25 protein-coding genes are annotated in these 23,771 nt (G+C 65.7%); 9 read left to right on the top strand and 16 right to left on the bottom strand.

Going from position 1 to position 23,771, the window contains the following annotated elements; genetic code table 11:
* Window positions 1-8 precede the first annotated feature (8 nt).
* Window positions 9-647 (top strand): transglycosylase domain-containing protein, encoded by a 639-nt coding sequence (locus E4S58_RS15580; RefSeq protein ID WP_136637369.1) that lies wholly within the window; start codon window positions 9-11, stop codon window positions 645-647.
* Window positions 648-854: 207 nt separating this feature from the next.
* Here E4S58_RS15580 and E4S58_RS15575 read toward each other — a convergent pair whose 3' ends face one another.
* Together E4S58_RS15575 and E4S58_RS15570 are read right to left on the bottom strand one after the other, a co-directional pair.
* Window positions 855-3,059, bottom strand: coding sequence for an NADP-dependent isocitrate dehydrogenase (locus tag E4S58_RS15575; protein WP_136637368.1), 2,205 nt, complete (start codon window positions 3,057-3,059; stop codon window positions 855-857).
* A gap of 145 nt (window positions 3,060-3,204) precedes the next feature.
* The gene (locus E4S58_RS15570; RefSeq protein WP_136637367.1) at window positions 3,205-3,711 is read right to left on the bottom strand and encodes a MarR family winged helix-turn-helix transcriptional regulator; all 507 of its coding nucleotides are present in this window, start codon (window positions 3,709-3,711) and stop codon (window positions 3,205-3,207) included.
* A 238-nt stretch (window positions 3,712-3,949) separates the two neighbouring features.
* Between E4S58_RS15570 and ectA the strand changes: the two genes are divergently transcribed.
* The 6 genes from ectA to E4S58_RS15540 all read left to right on the top strand — a co-directional run bounded on the left by ectA (window position 3,950) and on the right by E4S58_RS15540 (window position 8,855).
* On the top strand, window positions 3,950-4,486 hold the full coding sequence (gene ectA / locus E4S58_RS15565; RefSeq protein WP_136637366.1) for a diaminobutyrate acetyltransferase: 537 nt from the start codon (window positions 3,950-3,952) through the stop codon (window positions 4,484-4,486).
* A 103-nt stretch (window positions 4,487-4,589) separates the two neighbouring features.
* Window positions 4,590-5,882 (top strand): diaminobutyrate--2-oxoglutarate transaminase, encoded by a 1,293-nt coding sequence (ectB, locus tag E4S58_RS15560; protein WP_240789573.1) that lies wholly within the window; start codon window positions 4,590-4,592, stop codon window positions 5,880-5,882.
* 5 nt (window positions 5,883-5,887) lie between these two features.
* On the top strand, window positions 5,888-6,286 hold the full coding sequence (locus tag E4S58_RS15555) for an ectoine synthase (protein WP_136637365.1): 399 nt from the start codon (window positions 5,888-5,890) through the stop codon (window positions 6,284-6,286).
* Window positions 6,287-6,292: 6 nt separating this feature from the next.
* Complete coding sequence (locus E4S58_RS15550; RefSeq protein WP_136637364.1) at window positions 6,293-7,717, top strand: aspartate kinase; 1,425 nt, start codon at window positions 6,293-6,295, stop codon at window positions 7,715-7,717.
* A 120-nt stretch (window positions 7,718-7,837) separates the two neighbouring features.
* Window positions 7,838-8,386, top strand: a complete 549-nt coding sequence (locus E4S58_RS15545) for an rRNA large subunit pseudouridine synthase E (RefSeq protein WP_136637363.1) — start codon at window positions 7,838-7,840, stop codon at window positions 8,384-8,386.
* Between the two features lie 181 nt (window positions 8,387-8,567).
* Window positions 8,568-8,855, top strand: a complete 288-nt coding sequence (locus E4S58_RS15540; RefSeq protein WP_136637362.1) for a lipid-A-disaccharide synthase N-terminal domain-containing protein — start codon at window positions 8,568-8,570, stop codon at window positions 8,853-8,855.
* Window positions 8,856-8,926: 71 nt separating this feature from the next.
* Here E4S58_RS15540 and E4S58_RS15535 read toward each other — a convergent pair whose 3' ends face one another.
* Both E4S58_RS15535 and E4S58_RS15530 read right to left on the bottom strand, forming a co-directional pair.
* Window positions 8,927-9,625 carry a class I SAM-dependent methyltransferase gene (locus tag E4S58_RS15535; protein ID WP_136637361.1) on the bottom strand — a complete coding sequence of 233 codons (699 nt, stop codon included), beginning with the start codon at window positions 9,623-9,625 and terminating at the stop codon, window positions 8,927-8,929.
* Window positions 9,622-10,650 (bottom strand): glycosyltransferase family 2 protein, encoded by a 1,029-nt coding sequence (locus E4S58_RS15530; protein ID WP_136637360.1) that lies wholly within the window; start codon window positions 10,648-10,650, stop codon window positions 9,622-9,624. Before E4S58_RS15530 ends, E4S58_RS15535 begins: the two co-directional genes overlap by 4 nt.
* 176 nt (window positions 10,651-10,826) lie before the next feature.
* Here E4S58_RS15530 and E4S58_RS15525 point away from each other — a divergent pair, with 176 nt between their 5' ends.
* Complete coding sequence (locus tag E4S58_RS15525; protein WP_136637359.1) at window positions 10,827-12,386, top strand: ArnT family glycosyltransferase; 1,560 nt, start codon at window positions 10,827-10,829, stop codon at window positions 12,384-12,386.
* A gap of 150 nt (window positions 12,387-12,536) precedes the next feature.
* Here E4S58_RS15525 and E4S58_RS15520 read toward each other — a convergent pair whose 3' ends face one another.
* The 12 genes from E4S58_RS15520 to phnG all read right to left on the bottom strand — a co-directional run bounded on the left by E4S58_RS15520 (window position 12,537) and on the right by phnG (window position 22,882).
* Window positions 12,537-13,937 carry a TRAP transporter large permease gene (locus E4S58_RS15520; RefSeq protein ID WP_136637358.1) on the bottom strand — a complete coding sequence of 467 codons (1,401 nt, stop codon included), beginning with the start codon at window positions 13,935-13,937 and terminating at the stop codon, window positions 12,537-12,539.
* Between the two features lie 9 nt (window positions 13,938-13,946).
* Complete coding sequence (locus E4S58_RS15515; protein WP_136637357.1) at window positions 13,947-14,579, bottom strand: TRAP transporter small permease; 633 nt, start codon at window positions 14,577-14,579, stop codon at window positions 13,947-13,949.
* 112 nt (window positions 14,580-14,691) lie between these two features.
* A complete protein-coding gene (locus E4S58_RS15510) occupies window positions 14,692-15,705 on the bottom strand; it encodes a C4-dicarboxylate TRAP transporter substrate-binding protein (protein WP_136637356.1) in 1,014 nt (337 codons plus the stop codon).
* A 214-nt stretch (window positions 15,706-15,919) separates the two neighbouring features.
* The gene (locus tag E4S58_RS15505; protein ID WP_136637355.1) at window positions 15,920-17,071 is read right to left on the bottom strand and encodes an alpha-D-ribose 1-methylphosphonate 5-triphosphate diphosphatase; all 1,152 of its coding nucleotides are present in this window, start codon (window positions 17,069-17,071) and stop codon (window positions 15,920-15,922) included.
* Window positions 17,068-17,625 carry a phosphonate metabolism protein/1,5-bisphosphokinase (PRPP-forming) PhnN gene (gene phnN / locus E4S58_RS15500; protein WP_136637354.1) on the bottom strand — a complete coding sequence of 186 codons (558 nt, stop codon included), beginning with the start codon at window positions 17,623-17,625 and terminating at the stop codon, window positions 17,068-17,070. The genes E4S58_RS15505 and phnN overlap by 4 nt, the downstream gene beginning before the upstream one ends.
* Window positions 17,622-18,305, bottom strand: coding sequence for a phosphonate C-P lyase system protein PhnL (gene phnL / locus E4S58_RS15495; protein ID WP_136637353.1), 684 nt, complete (start codon window positions 18,303-18,305; stop codon window positions 17,622-17,624). Before phnL ends, phnN begins: the two co-directional genes overlap by 4 nt.
* Window positions 18,306-18,618: 313 nt before the next feature.
* Entirely contained in the window at window positions 18,619-19,401 is a 783-nt protein-coding gene (gene phnK, locus E4S58_RS15490) for a phosphonate C-P lyase system protein PhnK (protein WP_136637352.1), read from the bottom strand.
* Entirely contained in the window at window positions 19,398-20,258 is an 861-nt protein-coding gene (locus E4S58_RS15485; RefSeq protein WP_136637351.1) for an alpha-D-ribose 1-methylphosphonate 5-phosphate C-P-lyase PhnJ, read from the bottom strand. The genes phnK and E4S58_RS15485 overlap by 4 nt, the downstream gene beginning before the upstream one ends.
* Window positions 20,255-20,593, bottom strand: coding sequence for an endonuclease domain-containing protein (locus E4S58_RS15480; RefSeq protein ID WP_136637350.1), 339 nt, complete (start codon window positions 20,591-20,593; stop codon window positions 20,255-20,257). The genes E4S58_RS15485 and E4S58_RS15480 overlap by 4 nt, the downstream gene beginning before the upstream one ends.
* 173 nt (window positions 20,594-20,766) lie before the next feature.
* Window positions 20,767-21,861 (bottom strand): carbon-phosphorus lyase complex subunit, encoded by a 1,095-nt coding sequence (locus tag E4S58_RS15475; RefSeq protein WP_136637349.1) that lies wholly within the window; start codon window positions 21,859-21,861, stop codon window positions 20,767-20,769.
* Window positions 21,861-22,424: a phosphonate C-P lyase system protein PhnH gene (gene phnH, locus E4S58_RS15470; protein ID WP_136637348.1), complete on the bottom strand. Its 564-nt coding sequence runs from the start codon at window positions 22,422-22,424 to the stop codon at window positions 21,861-21,863. Before phnH ends, E4S58_RS15475 begins: the two co-directional genes overlap by 1 nt.
* Before the next feature lie 2 nt (window positions 22,425-22,426).
* Window positions 22,427-22,882: a phosphonate C-P lyase system protein PhnG gene (gene phnG, locus E4S58_RS15465; RefSeq protein ID WP_136637347.1), complete on the bottom strand. Its 456-nt coding sequence runs from the start codon at window positions 22,880-22,882 to the stop codon at window positions 22,427-22,429.
* 96 nt (window positions 22,883-22,978) lie between these two features.
* On the opposite strand from phnG, the gene phnF reads away from it, so the two are divergent.
* Window positions 22,979-23,710: a phosphonate metabolism transcriptional regulator PhnF gene (gene phnF / locus E4S58_RS15460; protein ID WP_136637346.1), complete on the top strand. Its 732-nt coding sequence runs from the start codon at window positions 22,979-22,981 to the stop codon at window positions 23,708-23,710.
* The last annotated feature ends 61 nt before the right edge of the window (window positions 23,711-23,771 follow it).

Here is a 23,771-nt window from a genome sequence, read left to right as displayed (position 1 = left end):
GAGCCCCCATGCCCCTGACGCGCCTGCCCTTCGCCCTGTTGATCGCCCTCGCCACACCCGGCCTGTCCCCGTCCGCCCTGGCGATGCCGATCCTGCTGCCCGACAAGGCCGACCTGGCCAGCCGCACCGCCGCCATGCCCGCCAGCCTGACCGACCTGCCCGCGCCCGTGATCGCCGCCTTCATCGCCCAGGAGGACCGGTTCTTCTGGGAACGCGTGCGCGCCGGCAAGGACAGCACCCTGACCGCCATGGCCGTGCGACTGCTGGCCGAGGGCACGCCGACGGGCTGGTCCCAGGCCTCGCCGCTTGAACAGAAGGACGCGGTCGAGGCGCTGACCGCCAATGCCACCGCCGAAAGCATCCTGACGATCTATCTCAACCTCATCCCCCTGGGCGACGGCGTGACGGGCCTGACCGAGGCCGCACAGAAGTATTTCGACAAATCGCCCAAGGCGCTCACCCCGGCCGAGGCCGCCTGGCTGGCCGCCGTCGCCGGATCGCCGGAGATCGCCTTGAAACCCGCCAACGCCGGGCGCACGAAAAGCCAGCGGGACTACATCCTGCGCCAGATGCACAAGGCCGGGGCCATCACCGACGACGCGCTCGAGGCGCAGTTGCAACAGCCGGTTCCGACCCAGCCGGACTGACGCCGCCCCGGCCCGGCAAGACCGGGGGCTGTCTGCCCCCGGACCCCCGAGGATATTTCCGGCAAAAAGAATTCCGGGCGCTGATCTCGGTTTTCTTTTTGCATCAAATATCCCGGGGATGCGGCAAGGCCTGCCTTGTCGCAGGGGCAGAGCCCCAATGAAAAAGGCCCGCCGGGGGGCGGGCCTTTCAAGGTCATGTCTGGGACGTCAGCCGAAGATCGCGTTCAGCGTCTTGGACGGGCGCATCACCGCGGCCACCTTCGCCTCATCGGCGTGATAGTAGCCACCCAGGTCGGCCGCCTTGCCCTGCACCTCGGCCAGTTCCGCCAGGATCGCGGCTTCGCCGCCTGCCAGCGACTGGGCGATCGGGGCGAAATGCGCCGCCAGCTCTGCGTCGTCGGACTGTGCCGCCAGGGCCTCGGCCCAGTAGCGGGCGAACCAGTAGTGGCTGTCGCGGTTGTCGGGTTCACCGACCTTGCGCGAGGGCGAGCGGTCGTTGTCGAGAATGCCCTGCGTGGCCGCATCCACGGCCTCGCCCAGCACCCGCGCCTTTTCGTTCCCCTTGGCATCGGCGAGGAACTTGAAGCTTTCGCCAAGCGCGCAGAATTCGCCAAGGCTGTCCCACCGCAGGTGGTTTTCCTCGACCAGCTGCTGCACGTGCTTGGGGGCCGAACCGCCCGCGCCGGTCTCGAAGAGACCGCCGCCCTGCATCAGCTTCACGATCGACAGCATCTTGGCCGAGGTCGCGAGTTCGAGGATCGGGAAGAGGTCGGTCAGGTAGTCGCGCAGCACGTTGCCGGTGATGGCAATCGTGTTCTCGCCCTTGGTGATCGTTTCCAGCGAGGCCTTGGTGGCTTCGGCCGGGGACATGATCTCGAACTTGTCGGCAACGCCCTTGGCTTCAAGGATCGGCTTCACGTATGCGATCAGCTGCGCGTCATGGGCGCGGTTCGCATCCAGCCAGAAGATCGAACGATAGCCGGTGGCCTTCTGACGGTCGATGGCCAGGTTCACCCAGTCCTCGATCGGCGCCTTGCGGGCCGAGGCCGAGCGCCAGATGTCGCCCGCCTGGACCTCGTGCGAATGCAGCACGGTGCCGTCGTCGAGGATCATCTTGACGGTGCCCGCCTCGGCGATCTCGAACGTGGTGGGGTGCGAGCCATATTCTTCGGCCTTCTGCGCCATCAGACCGATGTTCTGAACGGTGCCGGCGGTGGCCGGGTTCAGCTTGCCGTTGGCTTTGAAGAACTTGATCGTTTCGTCATAGACCGGCGCATAGGAGTTGTCGGGGATGACGCAGACCGTGTCATGTTCTTTCCCGTCCGGGCCCCAGCCCTTGCCGCCGGCGCGGATCAGCGCGGGCATCGAGGCGTCGATGATGACGTCCGACGGCACGTGCAGGTTGGTAATCCCCTTGTCGGAATTCACCATGTACATCGGCGGCTGGTCGGCCATCGTTTTCTCGATCGCGGCCATGATGTCGGCCTCGCCCTGCACTTTCTCAAGCAGCGAGCCCAGACCGCCGTTCGGGTTCACGCCCAGATCCTTCAGCTTGTCACCGTACTGATCGAAGACCGGTTTGAGGTAGGCAACGACCGCGTGGCCAAAGATGATCGGGTCCGAGACCTTCATCATCGTGGCCTTCATGTGCAGCGAAAACAGGACGCCCTCGGCCTTGGTCTTTTCGATCTCGGCCTCAAGGAAGGCATCCAGCGCGGACGCCGACATGTAGGTCGCGTCGACCACGGTGCCCGCCGGGTAGGACACGCCGTCCTTCAGCACGGTCTCACCGCCAGCGGTTTCCAGAACGATCTTCGCGGTCGCGGCCTTGGGAAGCGTTGCCGACACTTCGTTCGAGAAGAAGTCGCCGCCGTCCATGGACGCCACGCGGGTCTTGCTGTCGGCAGACCAGTCGCCCATGCGGTGCGGGTTCGACTGGGCAAAGCTTTTCACCGCGGCCGCCGCGCGGCGGTCCGAGTTGCCTTCGCGCAGGACGGGGTTCACGGCCGAGCCCTTGATGGTGTCGTACTTGGCGCGCACTGCCTTTTCCTCGTCGCTGGACGGGGTTTCGGGGTAGTCGGGCAGCTTGTAGCCCTGCGCCTGCAGTTCCTTGATCGCCGCCACCAGCTGCGGCACCGAGGCCGAGATGTTCGGCAGCTTGATCACGTTGGCGTCCGCCGTCTTCACCAGCTCGCCCAGGGCGGCCAGATCGTCTGGGATCCGCTGATCTTCGCTCAGGTAGTCGGGGAAGGTCGAGATGATGCGCCCGGCAAGGGAGATATCCTTGGTGCCGACGGTCACACCGGCGGCCGCGGCGAATTTCTGGATCATCGGCAGGAAGGAGGCCGAGGCGAGCTCGGGCGCTTCGTCGACCTTGGTGTAGATGATGTCGGGGGTGTTGCTGTCAGCCATTCTGGGTAAGCCTCCGTTGCGTTTGACGCGACGCTTACCTGAAGGGGCAAGGCAGGTCTACCGTGTCGGCACGGGATGCGACAATTTTCTGCATACAATCGCATACTGCGGCGGATTTGCGCAGCGACCGACCGCCGGTCGGCCCCTATTTGCGCTTGCCCGCCCCGTCGATCGCCCCGACCGTCAGGACCGGAGAGGCATCCATCTTGTGCGCATCCATCATCGACGCGACCCGTTCCAACGATGCCACCAACTGCGCCTGTTCCCAATCCGCCAGCTTGACGAATTCACGCACGTAGCGCTGCTGCAGGGCGTCCGGCGCTTCTTCCAGCGCGGCGCGACCTGTCACGGTAAGGATGACGTTGGTCTGGCGGCGGTCGGTTTCCGACGGCATCCGCCGCACCACCCCGCGCGCCACAAGCTTGTCGACGACCGAGGTCACGGTGGCCTGGGTCACCCCCATCTGCTGCGCCAGCGCCTTGGGCGTGGCCGTCATGTCGGGCTTGCCCGCGATGATCTGCAGCACGCGCAGCTGCGCGGGCGACAGCCCGGCGGCGGCGGCAAGGTCGCGTTCATACTGCTCGGTCGCGCGCAGGATACGGCGCAGCGCGATCAGGCTTTCGTCAACGCGGTCGGGGTTCGTTTCGCTCATGAACCAAGTATCGCACCGGCGCGGAGGCGGTTCAATATTCAAAGCATCCGCACCACAGCGAAGGTTATTCACTTTAACAATCAAACGGAATTTCCCGGAAAAGTCAGAGACAGTTCCCCTAAATATGCCATATTTCCATAAGATTTATGACGATTACCGCTAAATTTTGCTTAGACGGTTGAAACTAATGCCCGGGAGAGTTAGTTAGATAAGCGAAGCAAACGAAGGGCCAGAAACTATGCCAAAGGATCTTTCAGAGACCCGAAGTCGTCAGCCTGTGCTGCGCAAGCCGGAAAGCACGGATGGTTCCGCCATCTGGGCGCTGGTGAAAGAATGCAAGCCGCTTGACGAGAATTCCATGTACTGCAACCTCATCCAGGCGGACCACTTTCGCGACACCTGTGTCGTGGCCGAACTGGACGGGGACATCGTCGGCTGGATTTCCGGCCACATGATCCCGAACGACGAAGCCTTCTTTGTCTGGCAGGTCGCCGTCAGCCCCAAGGCCCGCGGTCTCGGGCTGGGTCGCAAGATGCTGACCCACCTGATCGAACGCGACGAATGTGCTGACGCGCAGGCGCTGAAAACCACCATTACCGAAGACAACGACGCCTCCTGGGGCCTCTTCCGGTCCTTCGCCAAGACCATCGGCGGAGAGCTGACGGACGAGCCGCACTTCCACGAGGACGATCACTTCGACGGGGCACACGACACCGAACACATGGTGACGATCACCCTGCCCGAGATGGACGACGATCTGGCCGAAGCCGCCTGATCCCTCCGGATCTGTTCCTGACATCACCGACATGACCTGCGGCGGGGCCACCCCGCCGTCCCAGACGTATTGTCCCGAAAGGACCGATGAGATGCCGAAAGACATGACAAACCACACCGAACTGACCACCGAAATCTACGACCGCCGCGAAAGCGCTGCGCGGTCCTATTGCCGGTCGTTCCCCACGACCTTCGTGAAGGCGAAGGGCAGCTACCAGTGGGACGCCGAGGGCACGAAATATATCGACTTCCTGGCTGGCTGTTCCTCGCTGAACTACGGCCACAACGACGATGACATGAAGGCCGCGCTGATCGACCATATCAGCCGCGATGGCGTGACCCATGGCCTTGACATGCACACCGACGCCAAGACCGCGTTCCTTGAGGCGTTCGAGAAGAACATCCTCGAGCCGCGCGGCATGGACTACAAGGTGATGATGACCGGCCCGACCGGCACCAATGCCGTCGAGGCCGCCATCAAGCTGGCGCGCAAGGTCACCGGCCGCCGCAACGTGATCGCCTTCACCAACGGCTTTCATGGCATGACCATGGGCTCGCTCGCCCTGACCGGTAACACCGGCAAGCGCAACGGCGCGGGCGGTGGCCACCTGGGCGACGTGACCCACCTGCCCTTCGAGAACTCCATGGGTGACGACATCGACACCCTGCAGTTCATCGAAGCCATGCTGGAGAACGGATCGTCCGGCGTCGACGCGCCCGCGGCCTTCATCTTTGAGCCGGTGCAGGGCGAAGGTGGCCTGAACGCGGCCTCCGACGAATGGATGCAGGGCGTCGCCAAGCTGGCGAAGAAGCTGGGCGCGCTGCTGATCATCGACGACATCCAGGCGGGCATCGGCCGGACCGGCATGTATTTCTCGTTCGAACGGGCGGGGATCAAGCCGGACATGATCACCCAGGCGAAGTCGCTGTCGGGCTACGGCCTGCCCTTCGCCGCGCTGCTGATCAAGCCGGAACATGACATCTGGAAGCCGGCCGAACACAACGGCACCTTCCGGGGCAACAACCACGCCTTCGTCACCGGTCGCGTCGCGATCGAAAAGTTCTGGGCTGACGACAAGTTCGAAACCGAACTGGCGCACAAGTCCACCCTGCTGACCACGCACCTGCAGGAACTGGCCGACATGATCCCGGGCGCCAAGCTCAAGGGGCGCGGCCTGATGCAGGGCGTCGACGTCGGCTCTGGCGAGCTGGCGGGCGACATCTGCGCCCGTGCCTTTGAAAAGGGCCTGATCATCGAAACCTCCGGTGCCGATGACGAGGTCGTCAAGGTGCTTGCCCCCCTCACCACCACCGAGGCGACCTTCCGCGAAGGGTTCAAGATCCTTCTCGAAGCGGCCGCCGAGGTCACCGAAACAACCAAAATTGCTGCGGAGTAAATCCCATGATCGTTCGTGATTTCAACAAGATCGCCAAGGAAGAAAAAGACCGCGTCGTCAGCGACGCCAACTGGACGTCCGTCCGGATGCTGCTGGCCGACGACAACATGGGCTTTTCCTTCCACATCACCTTCCTCGAGGCCGGTTCGGAACACACGTTCCACTACAAGAACCACTTCGAGAGCGTCTACTGCATGCAGGGCAAGGGCCGGATCACCGACCTTGCCACCGGCGAGACGCATGAAATCGTGCCGGGCGTGATGTACGCGCTTGACCAGCACGACAAGCACACACTGGTCGCCGACGAGGAACTCGTCATGGCCTGCTGCTTCAACCCGCCCGTGACCGGGACGGAAGTGCACCAGGCCGACGGGTCCTACGCACCGGCGAAGGAAGACGCCTGATCAGCCATGACCCATACTGTGGAAAAAATCGGCGGGACATCCATGTCCCGCGTCCATGAACTGCGCGATACGCTGTTCGTCGGCGGGCGCGAAGGCGCGGACCTCTATGGTCGCATCTTCGTCGTCTCGGCCTTCGGCGGCATCACCAACCTGCTGCTGGAGCACAAGAAATCCGGTGACGCCGGGGTCTACGCCCAGTTTGCCAACGCCGACAACGATCGCGGCTGGCACGAGGCGCTGGACCGCGTGGCGGGCGAGATGATCAAGGCCCACGAGGCCGTGCTGGATCATCCGGCAGACATCGAACAGGCCACCGACTGGGTGCGTTCGCGAATCGAAGACGCGCGCAACGCGCTGACCGACCTGCAGCGGCTGTGCAACTACGGCCACTTCCGACTGACCGAACACCTGCTTCAGGTGCGCGAACTGCTGTCGGGTCTGGGCGAAAGTCATTCGGCCTATGTCACCACGATGCTGTTGCAGCGTGGCGGCGTGAATGCCCGTCTGGTCGACCTGTCCGGTTGGCGCGACGATGGCGACGTCTCTCTCGATGACCGGATCACCGGGGCCATGTCCCGCGTCGACCCGATGACCGAGATGCCGATCGTCACCGGCTATGCGCAATGTGCCGAAGGCCTGATGCGCGAGTTTGACCGCGGTTATTCGGAGGTGACGTTTTCCAAACTCGCCGCCCTCACCGGCGCGAAAGAGGCGATCATCCACAAGGAGTTCCACCTGAGCTCGGCCGATCCGAACCTTGTTGGCCAGGACGCCGTGCGCAAGCTGGGCCGCACCAACTATGACGTGGCCGACCAGCTGTCGAACATGGGGATGGAGGCGATCCACCCGAAAGCCGCCAAGACCCTGCGTCAGGCCGAGGTGCCGCTGCGCGTGACCAACGCGTTCGAACCCGAGGATCCGGGCACGCTGATCGACGACTGCCCCGCAGACGAGCCGGGGGTCGAAATCGTCACCGGTCTCGACATCATCGCGCTGGAAGTGTTCGAACAGGACATGGTCGGCGTCAAAGGCTACGACGCCGCGATCCTCGAGGTGCTGAAACGCCATGACGTGCGCATCGTGTCGAAGCTGTCGAACGCGAACACGATCACGCATTACGTCGACAGCTCGCTCAAGGTGATGAAGCGGGTCGAAAAGGACATCGCCGAGATCTATCCGGCGGCCGAGATCCGGTCCAAGACGCTGGCGCTGGCCAGCGTGATCGGACGCGACCTGTCGACCCTGCGCGTGCTGCAACGCGGCCTCTGCGCCGTGGCGGACGCCGGTCACGAATGCATCGGTGCCACGCAAGGCCCGCGCAACGTGGACGTGCAGTTCATCATGGAACGCGATGACCTGAAGGCCTGCATCAAGGCGCTGCACGGCGAATTCATCGAAACACCGAAGGCGGCGTTAAAGTCCGTCGCCTGAGGCCCCTTTCATAGGGATGGCAGGGCGCTTCACCCTGTCCGGACGGCCTGGCAGCGTCATCTGGCCCGATGCTGCCGGGTCGTTCATTGTATGCATCCCCGCCCGATGCTAACCCGGGCCATGGCCCGCACGATCCTCTTCAACAAACCCTTCGATGTCCTGTCGCAGTTCACCGACCGCGGCACCGAAGGTTCGCCGCGCCCTACCCTGTCGAACTACATCGGCCTGCCCGGCGTCTACCCCGCCGGTCGACTGGATCGCGACAGCGAAGGCCTGATGATCCTGACCGACGACGGGAAACTGCAGGCCCGGATCTCTCACCCCCGGTTCAAATCTCCCAAGACCTACCTTGCCCAAATCGAAGGCCTGCCGGATGACGCCGCCCTTCAGGCGCTGCGCAGCGGTGTGACCCTCAAGGACGGCCCGACCCGCCCCGCGAAAGCCCGCCGTATCGACCCGCCCGGCTGGCTCTGGGATCGAGATCCCCCGGTGCGGTATCGAAAGTCCGTGCCGGACTGCTGGATCGAACTGACCATCACCGAAGGCCGCAACCGCCAGGTCCGCCGCATGACCGCCCATGTCGGCCACCCCTGCCTGCGCCTGATCCGCGTGGCCATCGGCGACTGGAAGCTCGGCGACCTCGCCCCCGGCCGGTGGCGCGACGCCTAAGGTGCCGGCGGCGGGGTGAACCCCGCCCTACGCCGTGGCCAGATCGACCCAACTGATCCGTTTTGAACGTCCCGAGCCGTAGGGCGGGGTTCACCCCGCCAACCCACGTCAGCATCGACCCGACCCCGATTGCGCAAACCCCGCCCCCCCGCTACCTTCGCCCAAAACCAACGAGGCGGACATGGAGCAGATCACCCAGCTTTTCCAGATCGACTGGCGGGCCGAGGCCGTCGGCCTCATCGGCGGCGTTCTCTTCTTCGGATCCTGGCTGCTGCAAGCTTGGGAAAGCCGCCGCGCGGGCAAGTCCGTCGTCTCCACCCGCTTCTTCGTGATCCGCTCCCTCGCCTCCGCGCTTCTCGCGATCGAGGGCCTGCGCACCGGATCCTTTTCGGTCTTCGCCGTCATGGCCGCGACGCTGATCCTGATGCTCTACAACCTGCGACTGTCCCTCAAGAACAGCGCAGCTTGAGACTTCTTCTGGTCTGAAATACCTTGGGGGGAGTCCGCAGGACGGGGGGCAAAGCCCCCCAAACAAGCGCCTTACCCCCGGGACAAAAGCGCGGTGGAATCCGGCAGCGGCAAACAGACGGCCAGCCCGTCCAGCGCCCGCGTCGTCAGCCCGCTATCACGCGCCGCCACCCGGTACCGGTCACGTTTGAAATCATCCAGAACGATCACACCGCCCGGCGCCAGCCGCAATTTGGCTTCTTCCAGACAGGCTTCGCGCGCGCGCCCGTCGATGACGATCAGGTCGAACAGCCCGTCCTCTTCCCGGATCGCCGCGACATAGCGGTCAAAGAACTGCCCTTCGAACCCCGGCTTGCGCGAGGCTACATCACCCGTGGCCTCGGCCGGTGCGTGACGCAACCGAACATTCTGCAATGCTGTCAGCCGTTCGGTTACCATGCCGAACCACTGCGGGTCATGTTCCACCGACACCACCTCGCCTGCGCGTTTCGACAACCACAGCGTCGAGGCACCAGAGCCCCATTCGAACACCCGCGCCTGCGGGCGGGCGGCTAGGAAAGCTTCAACCTCCTCAACGGCATCGAAGGTCCACCACGGCAGGTCCAGCCGCGTCAGATCGTCGAAATCATAGATCGCGAACAGCGACCGCAGCCATCGGGCCCGTCGGCTCTCTCCGGCTTCGAGCCGTTCAAGAACACCCGTTCCGCGCGCCACCGCCCGCGCCCCGCGTAGCATCCGGACATAGGCCGATCGTATCTGGCGATGCATCATAGCCGCACCTCGCGCGCGTCGACCGGGACGTCGCCACCAAAGCGCTGATCCACAACGTATTTATCCCGCTCTTTCAACCCTGCGGCCTGCAACAGCTCGGCCACCAGCCCGACACCCAGAACCTGCGTTCCGGTCACGGTGAACAGCACGCCGATAAGCAGCAGCGGCCGGTTCCCGATCGGCCCCATGTCCAGCAGCCAAAGTGCCGACAGGTAGGTGATGAACGCCAGCCCGATCAGCAACAAAGGCAGCCCCAGCATGGCGAAGAAATGCAGCGGCCGCGACTGGTAGCGCGTCACCAGCTTGACCGTAACGATGTCGAGCATCCCCTTGATCATCCGGTTCGCGCCGTATTTCGACTGCCCGTGTGCACGCGGATGATGTTCCACCGCGATCTCGGCCACGCGGTAGCCCGCCGCATGCAGCAGCGCGGGCGTGAACCGGTGCAGCTCTCCATACAGGTTCAGATGCCGGGCCGCGCGCCGGGTATATGCCTTGAAGCCGCAGTTGATGTCATGCAGGTCCACGTCGAACAGCCGCGCGGTCATCCGGTTGAAGACCTTCGACGGCAGTGTCTTGGCCAGCGGATCGTGGCGCGTCTGCTTCCAGCCCGAAACCACGTCGAATCCCTGTTCCAGCCGCGCCAGAAAGCGCGGGATCTCTTTCGGGTCGTCCTGCAGATCGGCGTCCATCGTGATGATCACGTCGCCCCGCGCCTCGGCGAAGCCCGCCGACAGGGCCGCCGCCTTTCCGAAATTGCGGGTGAACCGGATCACGCGGACATGCGGGTCCAGATCGGCCAGCGCCTCGGCCACAAGCTCTCCGCCGTCGTCCGACCCATCATCGACCAGGATGATTTCGTGCGCGGGCTCAAGCCCTGCCATCACTTGCGTGATGCGCTGGTGCAGGGGTTCCAGCGTCTCGGCCTCGTTGAGAAACGGCACGACGATGGACACCGTGCGCACCGGCCCGCGCCGCATCGCACGGTCGCGCAGCGCCTGCTGCAACTGGGGGGAAACGTTCATGCGCAATCACCTTTACCAATGCGGGCACCGGACGCGGATCCCGCGCCACGACAGCCCCTTTGAACGCATTGTTTCCGCGCATTCTGGTAATTTTATGGCGCCACAGCAGGGATTGTTGCAAATTGCAGCAAAGTCGGCAAAGCCGCGGCCCTCAACCCTGCACGTCCGGAGCCCCCATGACAGACACCGCACCGCGCGACAGTTGGCGGATCGCCTACCTTGCCGCGGCCCTGTCGGTGATCGTGCTGGGGTGGCACACGGTCTTCGAACCCTTCGGCCGCGATCAGGGCATCCATGCCACGATCGCCTATGCCTGGGGCGAAGGGCTGACGACCTATCGCGACGTCTACAACATCAAGCCGCCGCTCACGACGCTGATGCACCGGCTGTCGCAGATGGTCTTCGGCGCCAACATGCAGGCCATCCGCCTGTGGGATCTGGGCGTGGTGCTGCTGTCGGTGCTGGGCCTGGTCCGGGCGATGCAGCTGATGCGCCGCCCCCGGGCCGAGGCCGCCCTGGCCGGTGTCGGCTTTGCCCTGATCTACTACGCGCTCACCTACTGGGAACATGCGCAGACCGACGGCTGGGCGGGCATGACCGTGATCGCCTCGCTGCTGTGCCTGCTGCGCGGCTGGAGGGCGGTGCGCGGGCGCGGCTGGTGGATGCTGGCGGGCGGCGCGGCGCTGGCCGTGGGCGTGGGGTTCAAGTACACCGTCATGGCCTCGGGTCTCATGGTCTTCGCACCCCTGATCGCCGGAGGCCCCGCCCTGCGGTTCCGCTGGTCCGACCTCGGGCTATATGTGCTGGGCGGCGCGCTGGTACTGGGCGGCATCGTCCTGACGCTCTGGATCGGCGGCGCGCTGACCGCCTTCCTCGAGATCCAGAACTATATCCGCGGCTATATCGCCTACGGATCGCAACGCCCCGGCCTGCTGCGCGAGGTGATGGTGATCCTCAGCCCCTCGCCGGTTGTGGCCTGGATCGTCCTTGCAGGCCTGCTGCCCTGGCTGGCGGCGCTGATGCGCGGCGAAAGCCTGTTTGTCGCCGTCACCGCCATCTGGGGGCTGACGGCCTTCCTTTCGGGGCATGTGCAGGGCAAGGGGTTTGCCTATCACTTCATGCCGCTGATCCCGGTCTATGCGATCCTCTCGGGGATGTTCATGGCGGCCCTGCTGACGGCGCTGACCCGGCGCACGGGCCGACCGGTACTGGCGCGGGGGCTGATCGTTCTGGGGCTTGCCTGGTGCCTTGTCTCCACCCCGCTCTGGCCCCGCACGGCGCGGACGCTGAACCTCGTGCTCAACGACGCACCGCGCCGCGACATCCACGCCTTCCAGCCGATGCCACCGGACTTCGACGTGGTCGCGACCCAGGACTTCGCCCGCCTGATGACCGCCTACCGGGTTCCCGGCGACAGCCTGTTCGTCTGGGGTTATGAGACGATGCTTTACTTGCTGGCACAGGAACCGCCGCGCTATCGCTATCCCTACGCCTGGCCCTTCGTCGTCGATTTCCACGACGGCCGCTACAGCGCCGACCTGATGGACCGGTTGCGGGCCGACCCGCCCCGCCACATCGTGGTGCAGGACGGCGACGCAACGCCCTGGGTCACCGGCCGCCCGCAAAGCTCGGCCGAATACCTTCAGCTCTTTCCCGAGCTGAAGGACTTCATCGAAGCGGGATACGAACAGGTCGAGGCCACGGACAGGTTCCGCCTGCTGCAGCGTCGCGATTAGGGGGCTCTGCCCCCTTGGCCTGCGGCCAATTCCCCCGGGATATGAGAACCAGGGGAAGCAGGCGGCCTGTCTTCCCCTGGTCGGAAATCCTCGGGGGTGAGCGGCCCATGGGCCGCGAGGGGGCAGACAGCCCCCTCACCCCGGGTCACGCTAGACGAGGCTGGGCAACCAGAGCACGATCCCCGGGAAGGCCACCAGACCCGCGATGGTCAGCGCATCCGCCACGAAGAAGGGCGTCACGCCGCGGAACACGTCCTGCACCGACACCTCGGGGCGCACGCCCGCGACGACAAAGCAGTTGAGCCCAATGGGTGGCGTGATCAGACAGAACTCTGCCATCTTGACCACCAGGATCCCGAACCACACCGCGCACATCGGACCCGACATGCCGAAGGTGCTGTCCGCCGCCGACACCAGGTCGCCGCCGTTCAGCGCCATGACCGCCGGGTAGACCACCGGGAGCGTCAGAAGCAGCATCCCGATCGCGTCCATGAACATGCCCAGCACCGCGTAGGCCAGCAGGATCATGACCAGCGTCATCATCGGCGACTGGTCCAGCCCCTGGATCCATTCCGAAAAGGCACGCGGCAGGTTGGCGAAGCCCAGGAAGCGCACGTAGATCAGCACGCCCCAGATGATCGTGAAGATCATCGTGGCCAGCTTGGCAGTTTCCAGCAGGGCGTCCTTCAGTTCCGACCACTTCATGCCCTTCACCAGCGCCATCACGAAGATCAGCGCCGCGCCAAGCGCGCCGCCTTCGGTCGGCGTGCCCAGGGGGTCGCCGCCGAAGGGGTTGTAGATGAACGAGATGATGATGAAGACCACGAAGAAGATCGGGAAGGCCGGCAGGAGCGACTTGATCCGTTCGCCCCAACTGAAGCCGCCGACCGACGGCCCGAGGCTTGGCCGCAGCAGCGCCAGGCCGACGATGATGCCGCCGTAGACCACGGCCGAGAAGACGCCGGGGATGAAGCCCGCCAGCAGCAGCTTGCCCACGTCCTGTTCCACGATGATCGCGTAGATCACCAGGATGGCCGAGGGCGGGATCAGCGAGGCCAGCGTGCCGCCCGCCGCCACGACGCCCGCCGCAAAGCGCTTGTCATAGCCCAGCTTGAGCATTTCGGGGATGGCGATGCGGGCAAAGACCGCCGAGGTCGCGACCGAGGCGCCCGACACCGCCGAGAAGCCCGCCGTGGCGAAGACCGTCGAGACCGCCATGCCGCCCGGCAGCCAGCCCAGCCATTTCTTCGCCGCGTCGAAGAGCGCCGTGGTCAGGCCCGCGTAATAGGCCATGTAGCCGATCAGGATGAAAACCGGGATCAGCGACAGCTCCTGGCTGGCGATCTTCGAATGGGGCACCTGCCCCGCCGTCTTGACCGCCACGCCAAGCGCCCAGCCAAGCTGGTCCCAGGCGTAGTCCTTCTTTTCCCAGAAGATCCAGATCAGCCCCGCGAGGCCCGCGGCGCCGGCGGCAAAGGCCACCCGCATCCCCAGAACCACCAGAACGAGAAGCCCGCCCGAGACCCAGAGTCCGATTTCAATGCTGCTCATGGCACGTCCTTACCTGTCGAGGGCCGAGACATGCTCGGCCTCTTCCGCGGCCAGTTCGGCCGCCGATTTCATGAGGGGCACCGCGATCGGTTCATCCCCGCCCTTTACGATCGCCACCACGTAGCCCCAGAGCTGCAGCGTCAGGCGCAGCGCCATGACCGAAAAGGCCACCGGAACCAGCAGCTTGGCAGGCCAGAGCGGCAGGCCGATGTCGATGGTGCTGTCGCGGCTGAAGTTCGGCGCGTTCCAGTCAAACGACCGCCCGAAGTGCGCCCAGCTGCCCCAGATGAGCAGCGCGATCAGCAGCAGCGTCGCCAGCGTCGTCAGCAGCTCGGCCGTCCACAGCGCCCGGCCCTTGAGCCGCCCGATGACGATGTCCATACGGATGTGCGTGCCGTCGCGCTGCGCGAAGGAGATGCCGAGGAAGGCGATCAGCGGCATCGCGATCTGGATCCAGTCGACATAGCCCGGAAGCGGCGCGTTGAAGAAGTTCCGCCCCGAGACCGAGACCACCGCCAGCAGCATCAGCGCCAGGACCGAAAGCCCCGAGATCACGCCCAGAAATCGTTCGATCCGGTAAATCCCGCGGTCCAGCCGGCTTAGCGTGCTGCCATCTTCGAGTACTGCAGATGATCCAGCCATTCGCACCCCCCATGTCCATTGTCAGTGTGTGTGTCAGTCTGCGTCATGCAGAAAGTGCAGGGGCCCCGGTCCTGAACCGGGGCCCCTTCCCGCCCGTCGGGCGGGCCGTTCATCACATGCCGTGAAGTTCGTTCAGCTTGGCCACGACCATGTCGTAAAGCTCCTGCGCGGGGATGCCCTGCGCGGATTTCTCTTCAATCCACTTGTCGGCGATGCCCTTGGTCGCGTCGCGGAACTTCTGCAGTTCCTCGTCCGAGAATTCGACCTTGGTCACGCCCTTTTCTGCCAGGATTTCGTCCCACTTGGTCAGGACGTTGGACTGGTAGTTGTCGAGGTAGTACTGGATCGATTCATCGACCGAGCTGTCGAGCGCTTCGCGGTGATCGTCCGACAGGCCTTCATAGGCGTCGATGTTGACCACGATCGGGCAGTTCACGGTGCCCGGGTTCAGGTTCGCGGTCCACCACTTGGCCTGGTCGATCGTGCGGAACGACAGGTGCGCGTGCTGGGCGAAGGCGACGGTGTCGACGACGTTCGCTTCCATGGCGTTGTAGGCTTCGTTCGACGGCACGGAGGTCGGCACACCGCCCACGGCCTTGAACGCTTCGCCCAGGCCGCCGGTGGCGCGGACGCGCATCCCGTCGAAGCTTTCCACGGTCGAACGCGGATCACCGGTACCGACGAGGTTGTACTGCGGCATCGGCGAGGTCATCAGCAGCTTCGCGTTCCAGCGCGCCAGGTCTTCCTGCACCGCCGGGTGATCGTAGATCATGTGGCTGACGGCGACTTCTTCCTCGAGGTTGCGCACACCCAGGAACGGCAGTTCCAGCACGGTGATCGTCGGGTTCTTGTCTTCATGGTAGCCCGCGCAGAACTGCGCCATCTCGAACGCACCGATCGAGATGCCGTCAAGGTTCTCGGTGTTCTTGGACAGACCGCCGTAGGAGATGTTCATGGTGAACTCGCCGTTGGTCTTTTCCGACACCAGCTCGGCCAGCTTTTCCACGTGCTCGGTGAAGGCGCGGCGCTTGCCCCAGACAGAGACGTTCCATTCTTCAGCGACAGTCGGGGCCGCAATCGCGATGGACAGCGCAGCGACGGCTGCACCAGACAGGTACTTGGTCATGATATTCCTCCCGTTATCCGGCCTCCTCGTGGGCCGGTTCTATGGAAACCGTACAGGCGGATAGCCAATTCGCAAGAAAATTCAAAGGGCCTTTTCCGGGCAAGGGCCGAGTTTTCCTGTGATCCCTTATACATAAGGATAGGATGGCCCCCGCCCGGGGGGACGTTCGGGGTCGTCCGGGACGGCGGTTGCACCGCCCCGAAGACCCGATCCGTCAGGCCACGCGGGCGCCCTGAACCCAGACGCCGCCGATCACCGGGACCCCGGCGATGCGGCCAAAGCGGATCAGGTCCGCCCGCTGGCCCGGTTCGATCACGCCGCGGTCATTCAGCCCCGCCGCCCGCGCCGGGCCCGAGGTCACCGTGGCGATACCGCGCGCCATGTCGCCCCAGATCTCGCCCAGTTGTACGGCAGCGAACAGAAGCGCCGAGGGCACGTAGTCCGACGACAGGATGTCCAGCAGATCCAGCGCCGCCAGTTCCGACGCCGCGACATTGCCGGAATGCGACCCGCCCCGGATCAGGTTGGGCGCGCCCATGATGACCTTGATGTTGTGCGCGTGGCAGGCCCGCGCGGCCTCGACCGTCGTGGGGAATTCGGCGACCCGGATGCCATGGCCCGCCGAGACCGCGACCTGATCGGCGGTGGTGTCGTCGTGGCTGGCCAGAACCGCGCCGAAGCGGTTGGCCGCAGCGACCGATCCGGCCTCGTGTGCCGCCCCCAGCTGGTCGTGCAGGTTGGTCAGGAAATCGCAATATTCGCCGAAGCCTTCCTTGGACAGGCCATGCTTGCCGCAGACGTAATCCTCGAACTTCTGGATGTCGCGAAACTGCCGCTGCCCCGGCGTGTGGTCCATCAGCGACACGATCCCCACCCGGTCCTCGCGCCCGAACTCGGCCAGTTCCTCAAGCAGCGTCTCGGAACAGGTCTCGGCCCGCAGGTGCAGGTGGTGGCTGATCTTGAGCGCCCCCTGCGCCCGCATCGACAGGATCTCGTCGGCCATGGCGCGGGCGTACTTGCCATACCGCTTGTGGCTGTCCGACACGATGGATCCGACGCGGATCGCATCGAAGACGGTGGTGATGCCGCAGCCCGCAAGTTCGCGGTCATGCGCCACGATGGCGGCGTGATGCGGCCAGTTCACCTTGGGCCGGGGCTGCATGTGCCGCTCAAGGTTGTCGGTGTGCAGTTCGACCATGCCCGGCGCGATCCAGTCGCCCTCGCAATCGATGCCCTTGGCCGCGCCCTGCCCGACCTCGGCGATCTGGCCGTCCCGGATCAGCAGGTGTCCGTCGATCACCTCGTCGGCCAGAACCAGCCGCGCGTTGGTCAGGACGGTTTCCCCGCCTTGGATCAAGTCTTTCATGTCTCTACCTCTTCGCGCGACCGGAAGGCCGAGAGGACGGCCGTGACCGTATCCTCCAGCGGGCCGCTGTTGTCGATCGTCACCACCCGGGTCAACCCCTGCGGCAATGCGTAATCCGCCCGGTCCAGGCGGCGTCTGATCTCGTCCCTGTCTTCGCGGCCACGCGCCGCCAGCCGCGTCGCCAGCACTGCGGGCGCGGCGGTCAGCGACAGGACGGCAAAGCCCGGCACCCGGTCCTGCGCCTGCACCAGCACCGCGCGCGACAGGTTCACCATTGCCGTGCCGCCCTGCGCCAGCCGGTCCTCGATCCCGCGCGGGATGCCATAGCGCAGCCCGTGGGCCTGCCAGTGCAGCAGGAACTCACCCCGGTCCGCGCGGGCGTCGAAGTCATCCTGAGTCACGCCATCGAAGTCCTCTCCGCCCGCGTCGGACGGACGGGTGATGACCCGGCGGACAAGGTGGAGGCCCGGCCAGCGGGCGGCCACGGCCTGCATCACCGTGTCCTTGCCGACACCCGAAGGCCCGACGACCCCGATCAGCCGCACCGGAGTCACGCCGCCACCCCCGGGGTAAAGCCCGTCACGTCGATCACCCGGTCGCAGACCCGGTCGCGCGCGGCCTCGTCATGGAAGATCCCGACGATCGCCGCCCCACGCGCCTTGGCCTCTTCGATCAGGCCCAGCACGGTTTCGCGGTTGGTCGCATCCAGGCTTGCCGTCGGCTCATCCAGCAGCATCGCCGGGTAGTCATGCGCAAAGCCGCGCGCGATATTCACCCGCTGCTGTTCGCCGCCCGAAAAGGTCGTGGGGCTCAGCGACCAGAGCCGTTCGGGAATGTTCAGCCGCGCCAGCAGGGCGCGCGCGCGCTCCATCGCCGCATCACGCGGAGTGCCCACGGCCAGAAGCGGTTCGGCCACGACCTCGACCGTCGGCACACGCGGCACGACGCGCAGGAACTGGCTGACGTAGCCCAGGGTGTGGCGGCGCAGGTCCAGGATCTCGCGCGGGTTGGCGGCGGCGACATCCGTGTCGCCGATCCAGATGTGGCCCGAGGCGGCTAGGTAGTTGCCGTAAATCATCCGCATCAAGGTCGACTTTCCGGCGCCCGAGGCCCCGGTCAGCGCGATGCACTCACCCTGCGCGACGCTCAGGTTGGCGCCCGCCATCACCGGGATCACGGCGCTGCCCTGGTTGTGCAGCGTGAAGGTCTTGGACAGGTTTTCGATACGGATCATAAGCTCACCCCTTCCGGCAGAAGCACCAAGCCCGATGCGGACGCGGAGCGTCCCGGGCAGCGGCCGACCGCCCCCCGGGCGGCCGCTTCGTTGACATCAGCGCGACGAATGAAAGCAGCGCTGCCACGGCGAGATAAATCAAGGACCACAGCCGTTGAAGCGGCCCCCCGCGGTCGTCCGCTGCCCTCTGTTTCACCCGGTAGAATGTCCGCCCTGCCCGGGATCAAGGCACCCAGTGCCGCCGGGCCGGAAACGTCCGTCGAAGGATCAACGCAGCCGTGCGGTCGTCCGCTGTCCTCTGTTGACCGCATCCTCATACCTGCAACACGCTCGACACCAGCAACTGCGTGTAGCCATGCTGCGGATCGTCCAGCACCTGGTCGGTCAGCCCGGCCTCGACCACGCGGCCGTCCTTCATCACCATCAGCCGGTCGGCCAGCAGCCGCACCACGGCCAGGTCATGCGTCACGATGATCGCCGACAGCCCCATCTCGCGCACCAGCCCGCGCAGCAGGTCCAGCAGCCGCGCCTGCACCGACACGTCCAGCCCGCCGGTCGGTTCGTCCATGAAGACCAGCCGGGGCCCGGTCACCAGGTTGCGCGCGATCTGAAGCCGCTGCCGCATCCCGCCCGAAAAGGCCGAGGGGCGGTCGTCGATCCGCTCGCCCGAGATCTCGACCCGGCCCAGCCAGTCCAGCGCGGTCTCACGGATTTCGGCGTAGTTGCGCGCGCCCACGGCCATCAGCCGTTCGCCCACGTTGCCCCCGGCCGAGACGTTCATCCGCAGCCCGTCATGTGCGTGCTGATGCACGAAGGCCCAGTCGGTGCGGCGCAGCATCCGTCGCGCCGGTTCGGACATGGTGACCGTGTCGACCATGCCATCGGCGCGGGTGTCGAAGCGCACCGCACCCCGGTCGGGTGCCAGCTGCCCCGCAAGGCAATTGAGCAGCGTCGTCTTGCCCGACCCGCTTTCGCCGACGATGCCCATGACCTCGCCGGGCCAGAGGTCGAACGACACATCGGTGCACCCGATGCGGGGCCCATAGAATTTCGCCACGTCCCGGACCGACAGAAGCGGTCCTTGTTGATCGCTCATGCCGCGTCCTCCGTCGTCAACCGCCCGCGATGCCCGGCCGCCTGCCGGGTCGCGCAATAATCCGTGTCGGAACAGACGAACATCCGCCCGCCCGCGTCGTCCACGATCACCTCGTCCAGGTAACTGTCCCCGGCCCCGCACATGTCGCAGGGGTGATCGGCCTTGGACGGATCGAAGGGATGATCCTCGAAATCGAGGCTGACCACCCTGGTGTAGGGCGGCAGCGCATAGATCCGCTGTTCCCGGCCCGCGCCGAACAGTTGTATGCCCGCCATCTCCATCTTGGGGTTGTCGAACTTGGGGATCGGGCTGGGGTCCATGACATAGCGCCCCTCGACCTTCACCGGGTAGGCATAGGCCGTCGCGATATGCCCGTGGCGCGAGATGTCCTCGTAGAGCTTCACATGCATCAGCCCGTATTCTTCCAGCGCATGCATCTTGCGCGTCTCGACCTCCGACGGTTCGAGAAACCGCAGCGGTTCCGGGATCGGCACCTGGTAGACAAGGATCTGGTCCTCGGTCAGCGGCTCTTCGGGGATGCGGTGGCGGGTCTGGATGACAGTCGCCTCGGCGGTCTTTTCCGTGGTCGCGACCTGCGCGGTCTTTTCAAAGAACTTGCGGATCGACACGGCGTTGGTGGTGTCGTCGGCGCCCTGATCGATCACCTTGAAGGTGTCGTCCGGCGTCAATGTCGCGGCACTCACCTGCACGCCCCCGGTGCCCCAGCCATAGGGCATCGGCATCTCGCGGCTGGCGAAGGGCACCTGGTAGCCGGGGATCGCCAGCCCCTTGAGGATCGCCCGGCGGATCATCCGCTTGGTCTGTTCGTCGAGATAAGCGAAATTGTAGGCGGTCATCGCGTCGCCTCCTTGGCGATCCGGGTCAGCACGCCCGGCAGGTTGGTACGGATGTCATGGTTGGTGACCCGCAGGATGCGGTAGCCGAGCGCGGCGAGATGCGCGTCGCGGGTGGTGTCGCGGGCGGGGTCGTGGTGTGCGCCGTCGGCTTCGAGGATGAGGCGTCGGGACGCACAGTAGAAATCCGCGATGAACGGACCGAGCGGCACCTGCCGCCGGAACTTGAGCCCCATCAGGCGACGGTCCCGCAAGGGAAACCAAAGCGTTCGCTCGCAGTCGGTCATGTCGCGGCGAAGGCGGCGGGCACGCTTCGTTTGCAGGCCATTTTGGCGCATGGGATGGACAGGCCCCCTCACCCCTGCCCTCTCCCCCGTGGGGAGAGGGAGCGGCACTCCGCCCCAAGCCTGTCGCCAATTTGATGAAGGTCGAGTTAACGCGGATCCTGTCCACCGGGCGCGCTTCCCTCTCCCCTCGGGGGAGAGGGCCAGGGTGAGGGGGGCTGCGCCACTCATTCCGCCGCCTCCCGCCGTTCGCCTTCCATCGCCTCGCGGCGCAGCTTGCGGATCAGCTCCAACTCGGACTGGAAATCAACGTAATGCGGCAACTTGATATGTTCGAGAAACCCAGTCGCCTGGATGTTATCGCTATGATACAGAACGAATTCCTCGTCCTGCGCGGGCACGCCGACGTTGTCCTCGCCCAGCTCTTCCCACCTCAGCGCCCGGTCGACCAGCGCCATGGAAATCGCCTTGCGCTCGGTCTGGCCGAAGACCAGCCCATAGCCCCGGGTGAACTGCGGCGGCTCTGACTTCGATCCGACGAACTGGTTCACCGTCTCGCATTCGGTCAGCACGACCTCTCCGATCTCGACCGCAAAGCCCAGCTCGGGCACCTCCATCTCGACCGCGACCGTGCCGATGCGCAATTCGCCCACGAAGGGGTGATTGCGCCCGTAGCCGCGCTGTGTCGAATAGGCCATGCCCAGCACGAACCCCTCGTCGCCGCGTGTCAGCGCCTGAAGCCGCAAGGGCCGCCCGGCGGGCAGTTCCAACGGTTCGCGGGTCAGGTCGCGCGGGGTGTCATGGGCCGGTGCGTGTTCCTGCTGAATCAGCCCCTCGTGGTTCAGAAACTCGGTTACATGGGGCACGGGGCCGGTCGCAGGCTCACCTTCGGTGGCGGCTTCCGGCGCCAGCCCCTCGGCGGCTAGCGCGAAATCCAGCAGCCGGTGCGTATAGTCAAACGTCGGGCCCAGCACCTGCCCGCCCGGCGCATCCTTGAACGTGGCCGAGATCCTCCGGTCGCAGGCCATGGCCCCGGTATCCACCGGCTCGGACGCGCCGAAGCGCGGCAGCGTGGTGCGGTAGGCGCGGATCAGGAAGATCGCCTCGATCAGGTCGCCCCGCGCCTGCTTGATCGCCAACGCGGCCAGATCAGGATCGTAAAGCGAGCCTTCCGCCATCACCCGGTTCACCGCCAGCGACAGCTGTTCGCGGATCTGGTCGACCGACAACTCGGCCACGTCCCTGTCGCCGCGCCGCTCCTCGGCCAGCCACTGGTGCGCATTGTCGATGGCCCGTTCGCCACCCTTCACCGCCACGTACATCAGGACACCTTCGTCGTTCGGGGCAGCGCAGCCAGCGACCGCCCGCAGGTGAAATAGAAATCCAGCCCCAGGGGAAAGAGCGCCGCGTTGCGCTGAAAGGCCGCGAGATCCGGCAGCGACAGGGTGGCCGTGTCCTTGATACCCGGACCGCGCAGGGTGGCGACCTGGGTGGTCAGCCCCTCCATCTCGACGATCAGCGTGGCCGACCGGTCGGGGTATTCGGGCGTGCCGATGCGATAGGCGTCAAGCGGGGTCAGCGCCCCCCAGGTGCCAACCGCGAACATCGCCGCGCCCGGGCCGACCAGCGGCGCGCCGGTGTGGAAGGTGATCCAGCCGCGCAGGGCATCCGTGTCATGCGCCCCGGCCAGATGCACCGGGGTTTCCGGATCGCACAGGGTCAACAGCAGGGTCGCCGCGGCCTCGGACAAAGGCGTGGGGGCGACAGCACCCTGGATCGGTTCGATCCGGCCGGGCCGGGCCAGCGCCGACATGGCGGCGCGGAAAGCATGGGCCGATTGCACCGGCGCATCCGTGAAGCCGCCTTCCAATTCGATTACGTCCATCGTCAATCTCCCCGGACCATGGTGAAGAAATCCACCTTCGTCGCTGCCGCCTTGGCCGCGCGGGTGTGCGCCGCACGGGCCATCGTGGCCTCGACCGGGTCCAGCACCGCTGCGCGGACCTGCGCGGCCTCAGCCCCCTGCATCAAGGCATCGCACAGCGCCGCGACCTCGGCCTTGCGCGTGTCGCGCCCCTGCACGACCGCATGGCCGACCCGACCATCCGCCAGCTTGAGCGCGCAGCGGGTGACCGTCATCTCGCCCAGGTTGAAGGCCGCGCCGGTCGCGCCGGCCCGGCCGCGCACCATGACGCCGCCGACCTCGGGGGCGCGCAGCCAGGTGAATGCGGGCGTCAGCCCATGCGCATCCCAGGCCGACAGCAGAGCCGCCGCCGGAGCCTTGGCCAGCACGCCCATCCAGGCCTGCCGCGCCGCCACATCACTGTCAGGAAGATCTTTCATTCGACACCTTGGCAAGTTGTCTACATTACTATACAACTAGACAAACATTACCCTGCCCCGGGCCCGAACCGCAACCCCTTGGATGGTGAACTTTTCATGACAGGCACCCGCACGCCGCTGTGGCAGCACATCTCCTCGACCCTGACCGACGACATCACCACGGGACGCTACAAACCCGGCGACAAGATCCCGACCGAGGCGCAGCTGGCCGCGCGCTTCGGGGTGAACCGTCACACGGTGCGCCATGCATTGAAGGACATGGCGGATGCCGGGCTGATCCTGTCGCGACGCGGCGCCGGAGTTTTCGTGACACAGACGCCGACGGATTACCCGCTTGGCCGGCGCGTGCGCTTTCACCAGAACATCCGCGCCGCCGGCCGCCTGCCTGCCAAGCGCATCGTCACCCGCGAAACCCGCGCCGCCGACGCCGAGGAAACCGCCGCCTTGCGGATCAAGCCGGGCACACTGGTCCATGCGGTCGAGGGCCTGTCGCTGGCCGACGACACGCCGCTGGCCTGGTTCCGGTCGGTCTTTCCGCTGACGCGCCTGCCGCAGATCGACACCGCGCTGGCCTCGGCCCGCTCCATCACCGAAGCCCTGAGTGCCTGCGGCATCACCGATTACACCCGCGCCTCGACCCGGATCTCGGCCACCCGCGCCTCGCCCTCGATCGCGTTGCACCTGCGTTGCCGCGAAGGCGATCCGGTGCTGCACACCGCTTCGGTCAACGTCGACGCCACCGGCACCCCGGTGGAAAGCGGGCTGACCTGGTATGCCGCCGACCGCGTGACCCTGACCCTGGACCAGGAAGACCTGGACACGGCCTGACGCGACCTGCCGTCACGTCACACGCCCGATACAAAGGTCGGGTAAGAACACCCGCAAAGCA

Source organism: Pseudooceanicola onchidii (assembly GCF_004959925.1).
GTDB lineage: Bacteria > Pseudomonadota > Alphaproteobacteria > Rhodobacterales > Rhodobacteraceae > Pseudooceanicola > Pseudooceanicola onchidii.
The sequence above is the reverse complement of the archived record's forward strand: the minus strand, read 5'-3'. Positions and strand labels throughout refer to the sequence as shown.

Excerpts from the sequence above, each read along its gene's own strand:
- E4S58_RS15510 (WP_136637356.1), bottom strand. The coding sequence starts at position 15,705 with ATGACCAAGTACCTGTCTGGTGCAGCCGTCGCTGCGCTGTCCATCGCG.
- E4S58_RS15480 (WP_136637350.1), bottom strand. The coding sequence starts at position 20,593 with ATGCGCCAAAATGGCCTGCAAACGAAGCGTGCCCGCCGCCTTCGCCGC.
- E4S58_RS15575 (WP_136637368.1), bottom strand. The coding sequence starts at position 3,059 with ATGGCTGACAGCAACACCCCCGACATCATCTACACCAAGGTCGACGAA.
- E4S58_RS15505 (WP_136637355.1), bottom strand. The coding sequence starts at position 17,071 with ATGAAAGACTTGATCCAAGGCGGGGAAACCGTCCTGACCAACGCGCGG.
- E4S58_RS15580 (WP_136637369.1), top strand. The coding sequence starts at position 9 with ATGCCCCTGACGCGCCTGCCCTTCGCCCTGTTGATCGCCCTCGCCACA.
- E4S58_RS15475 (WP_136637349.1), bottom strand. The coding sequence starts at position 21,861 with ATGTACGTGGCGGTGAAGGGTGGCGAACGGGCCATCGACAATGCGCAC.
- E4S58_RS15530 (WP_136637360.1), bottom strand. The coding sequence starts at position 10,650 with ATGAACGTTTCCCCCCAGTTGCAGCAGGCGCTGCGCGACCGTGCGATG.
- E4S58_RS15485 (WP_136637351.1), bottom strand. The coding sequence starts at position 20,258 with ATGACCGCCTACAATTTCGCTTATCTCGACGAACAGACCAAGCGGATG.
- E4S58_RS15515 (WP_136637357.1), bottom strand. The coding sequence starts at position 14,579 with ATGGCTGGATCATCTGCAGTACTCGAAGATGGCAGCACGCTAAGCCGG.
- E4S58_RS15520 (WP_136637358.1), bottom strand. The coding sequence starts at position 13,937 with ATGAGCAGCATTGAAATCGGACTCTGGGTCTCGGGCGGGCTTCTCGTT.
- phnL (WP_136637353.1), bottom strand. The coding sequence starts at position 18,305 with ATGATCCGTATCGAAAACCTGTCCAAGACCTTCACGCTGCACAACCAG.
- E4S58_RS15570 (WP_136637367.1), bottom strand. The coding sequence starts at position 3,711 with ATGAGCGAAACGAACCCCGACCGCGTTGACGAAAGCCTGATCGCGCTG.
- E4S58_RS15525 (WP_136637359.1), top strand. The coding sequence starts at position 10,827 with ATGACAGACACCGCACCGCGCGACAGTTGGCGGATCGCCTACCTTGCC.
- E4S58_RS15535 (WP_136637361.1), bottom strand. The coding sequence starts at position 9,625 with ATGATGCATCGCCAGATACGATCGGCCTATGTCCGGATGCTACGCGGG.
- ectA (WP_136637366.1), top strand. The coding sequence starts at position 3,950 with ATGCCAAAGGATCTTTCAGAGACCCGAAGTCGTCAGCCTGTGCTGCGC.
- E4S58_RS15545 (WP_136637363.1), top strand. The coding sequence starts at position 7,838 with ATGGCCCGCACGATCCTCTTCAACAAACCCTTCGATGTCCTGTCGCAG.
- E4S58_RS15540 (WP_136637362.1), top strand. The coding sequence starts at position 8,568 with ATGGAGCAGATCACCCAGCTTTTCCAGATCGACTGGCGGGCCGAGGCC.
- ectB (WP_240789573.1), top strand. The coding sequence starts at position 4,590 with ATGACAAACCACACCGAACTGACCACCGAAATCTACGACCGCCGCGAA.
- phnF (WP_136637346.1), top strand. The coding sequence starts at position 22,979 with ATGACAGGCACCCGCACGCCGCTGTGGCAGCACATCTCCTCGACCCTG.
- phnH (WP_136637348.1), bottom strand. The coding sequence starts at position 22,424 with ATGGACGTAATCGAATTGGAAGGCGGCTTCACGGATGCGCCGGTGCAA.
- phnK (WP_136637352.1), bottom strand. The coding sequence starts at position 19,401 with ATGAGCGATCAACAAGGACCGCTTCTGTCGGTCCGGGACGTGGCGAAA.
- phnG (WP_136637347.1), bottom strand. The coding sequence starts at position 22,882 with ATGAAAGATCTTCCTGACAGTGATGTGGCGGCGCGGCAGGCCTGGATG.
- E4S58_RS15555 (WP_136637365.1), top strand. The coding sequence starts at position 5,888 with ATGATCGTTCGTGATTTCAACAAGATCGCCAAGGAAGAAAAAGACCGC.
- E4S58_RS15550 (WP_136637364.1), top strand. The coding sequence starts at position 6,293 with ATGACCCATACTGTGGAAAAAATCGGCGGGACATCCATGTCCCGCGTC.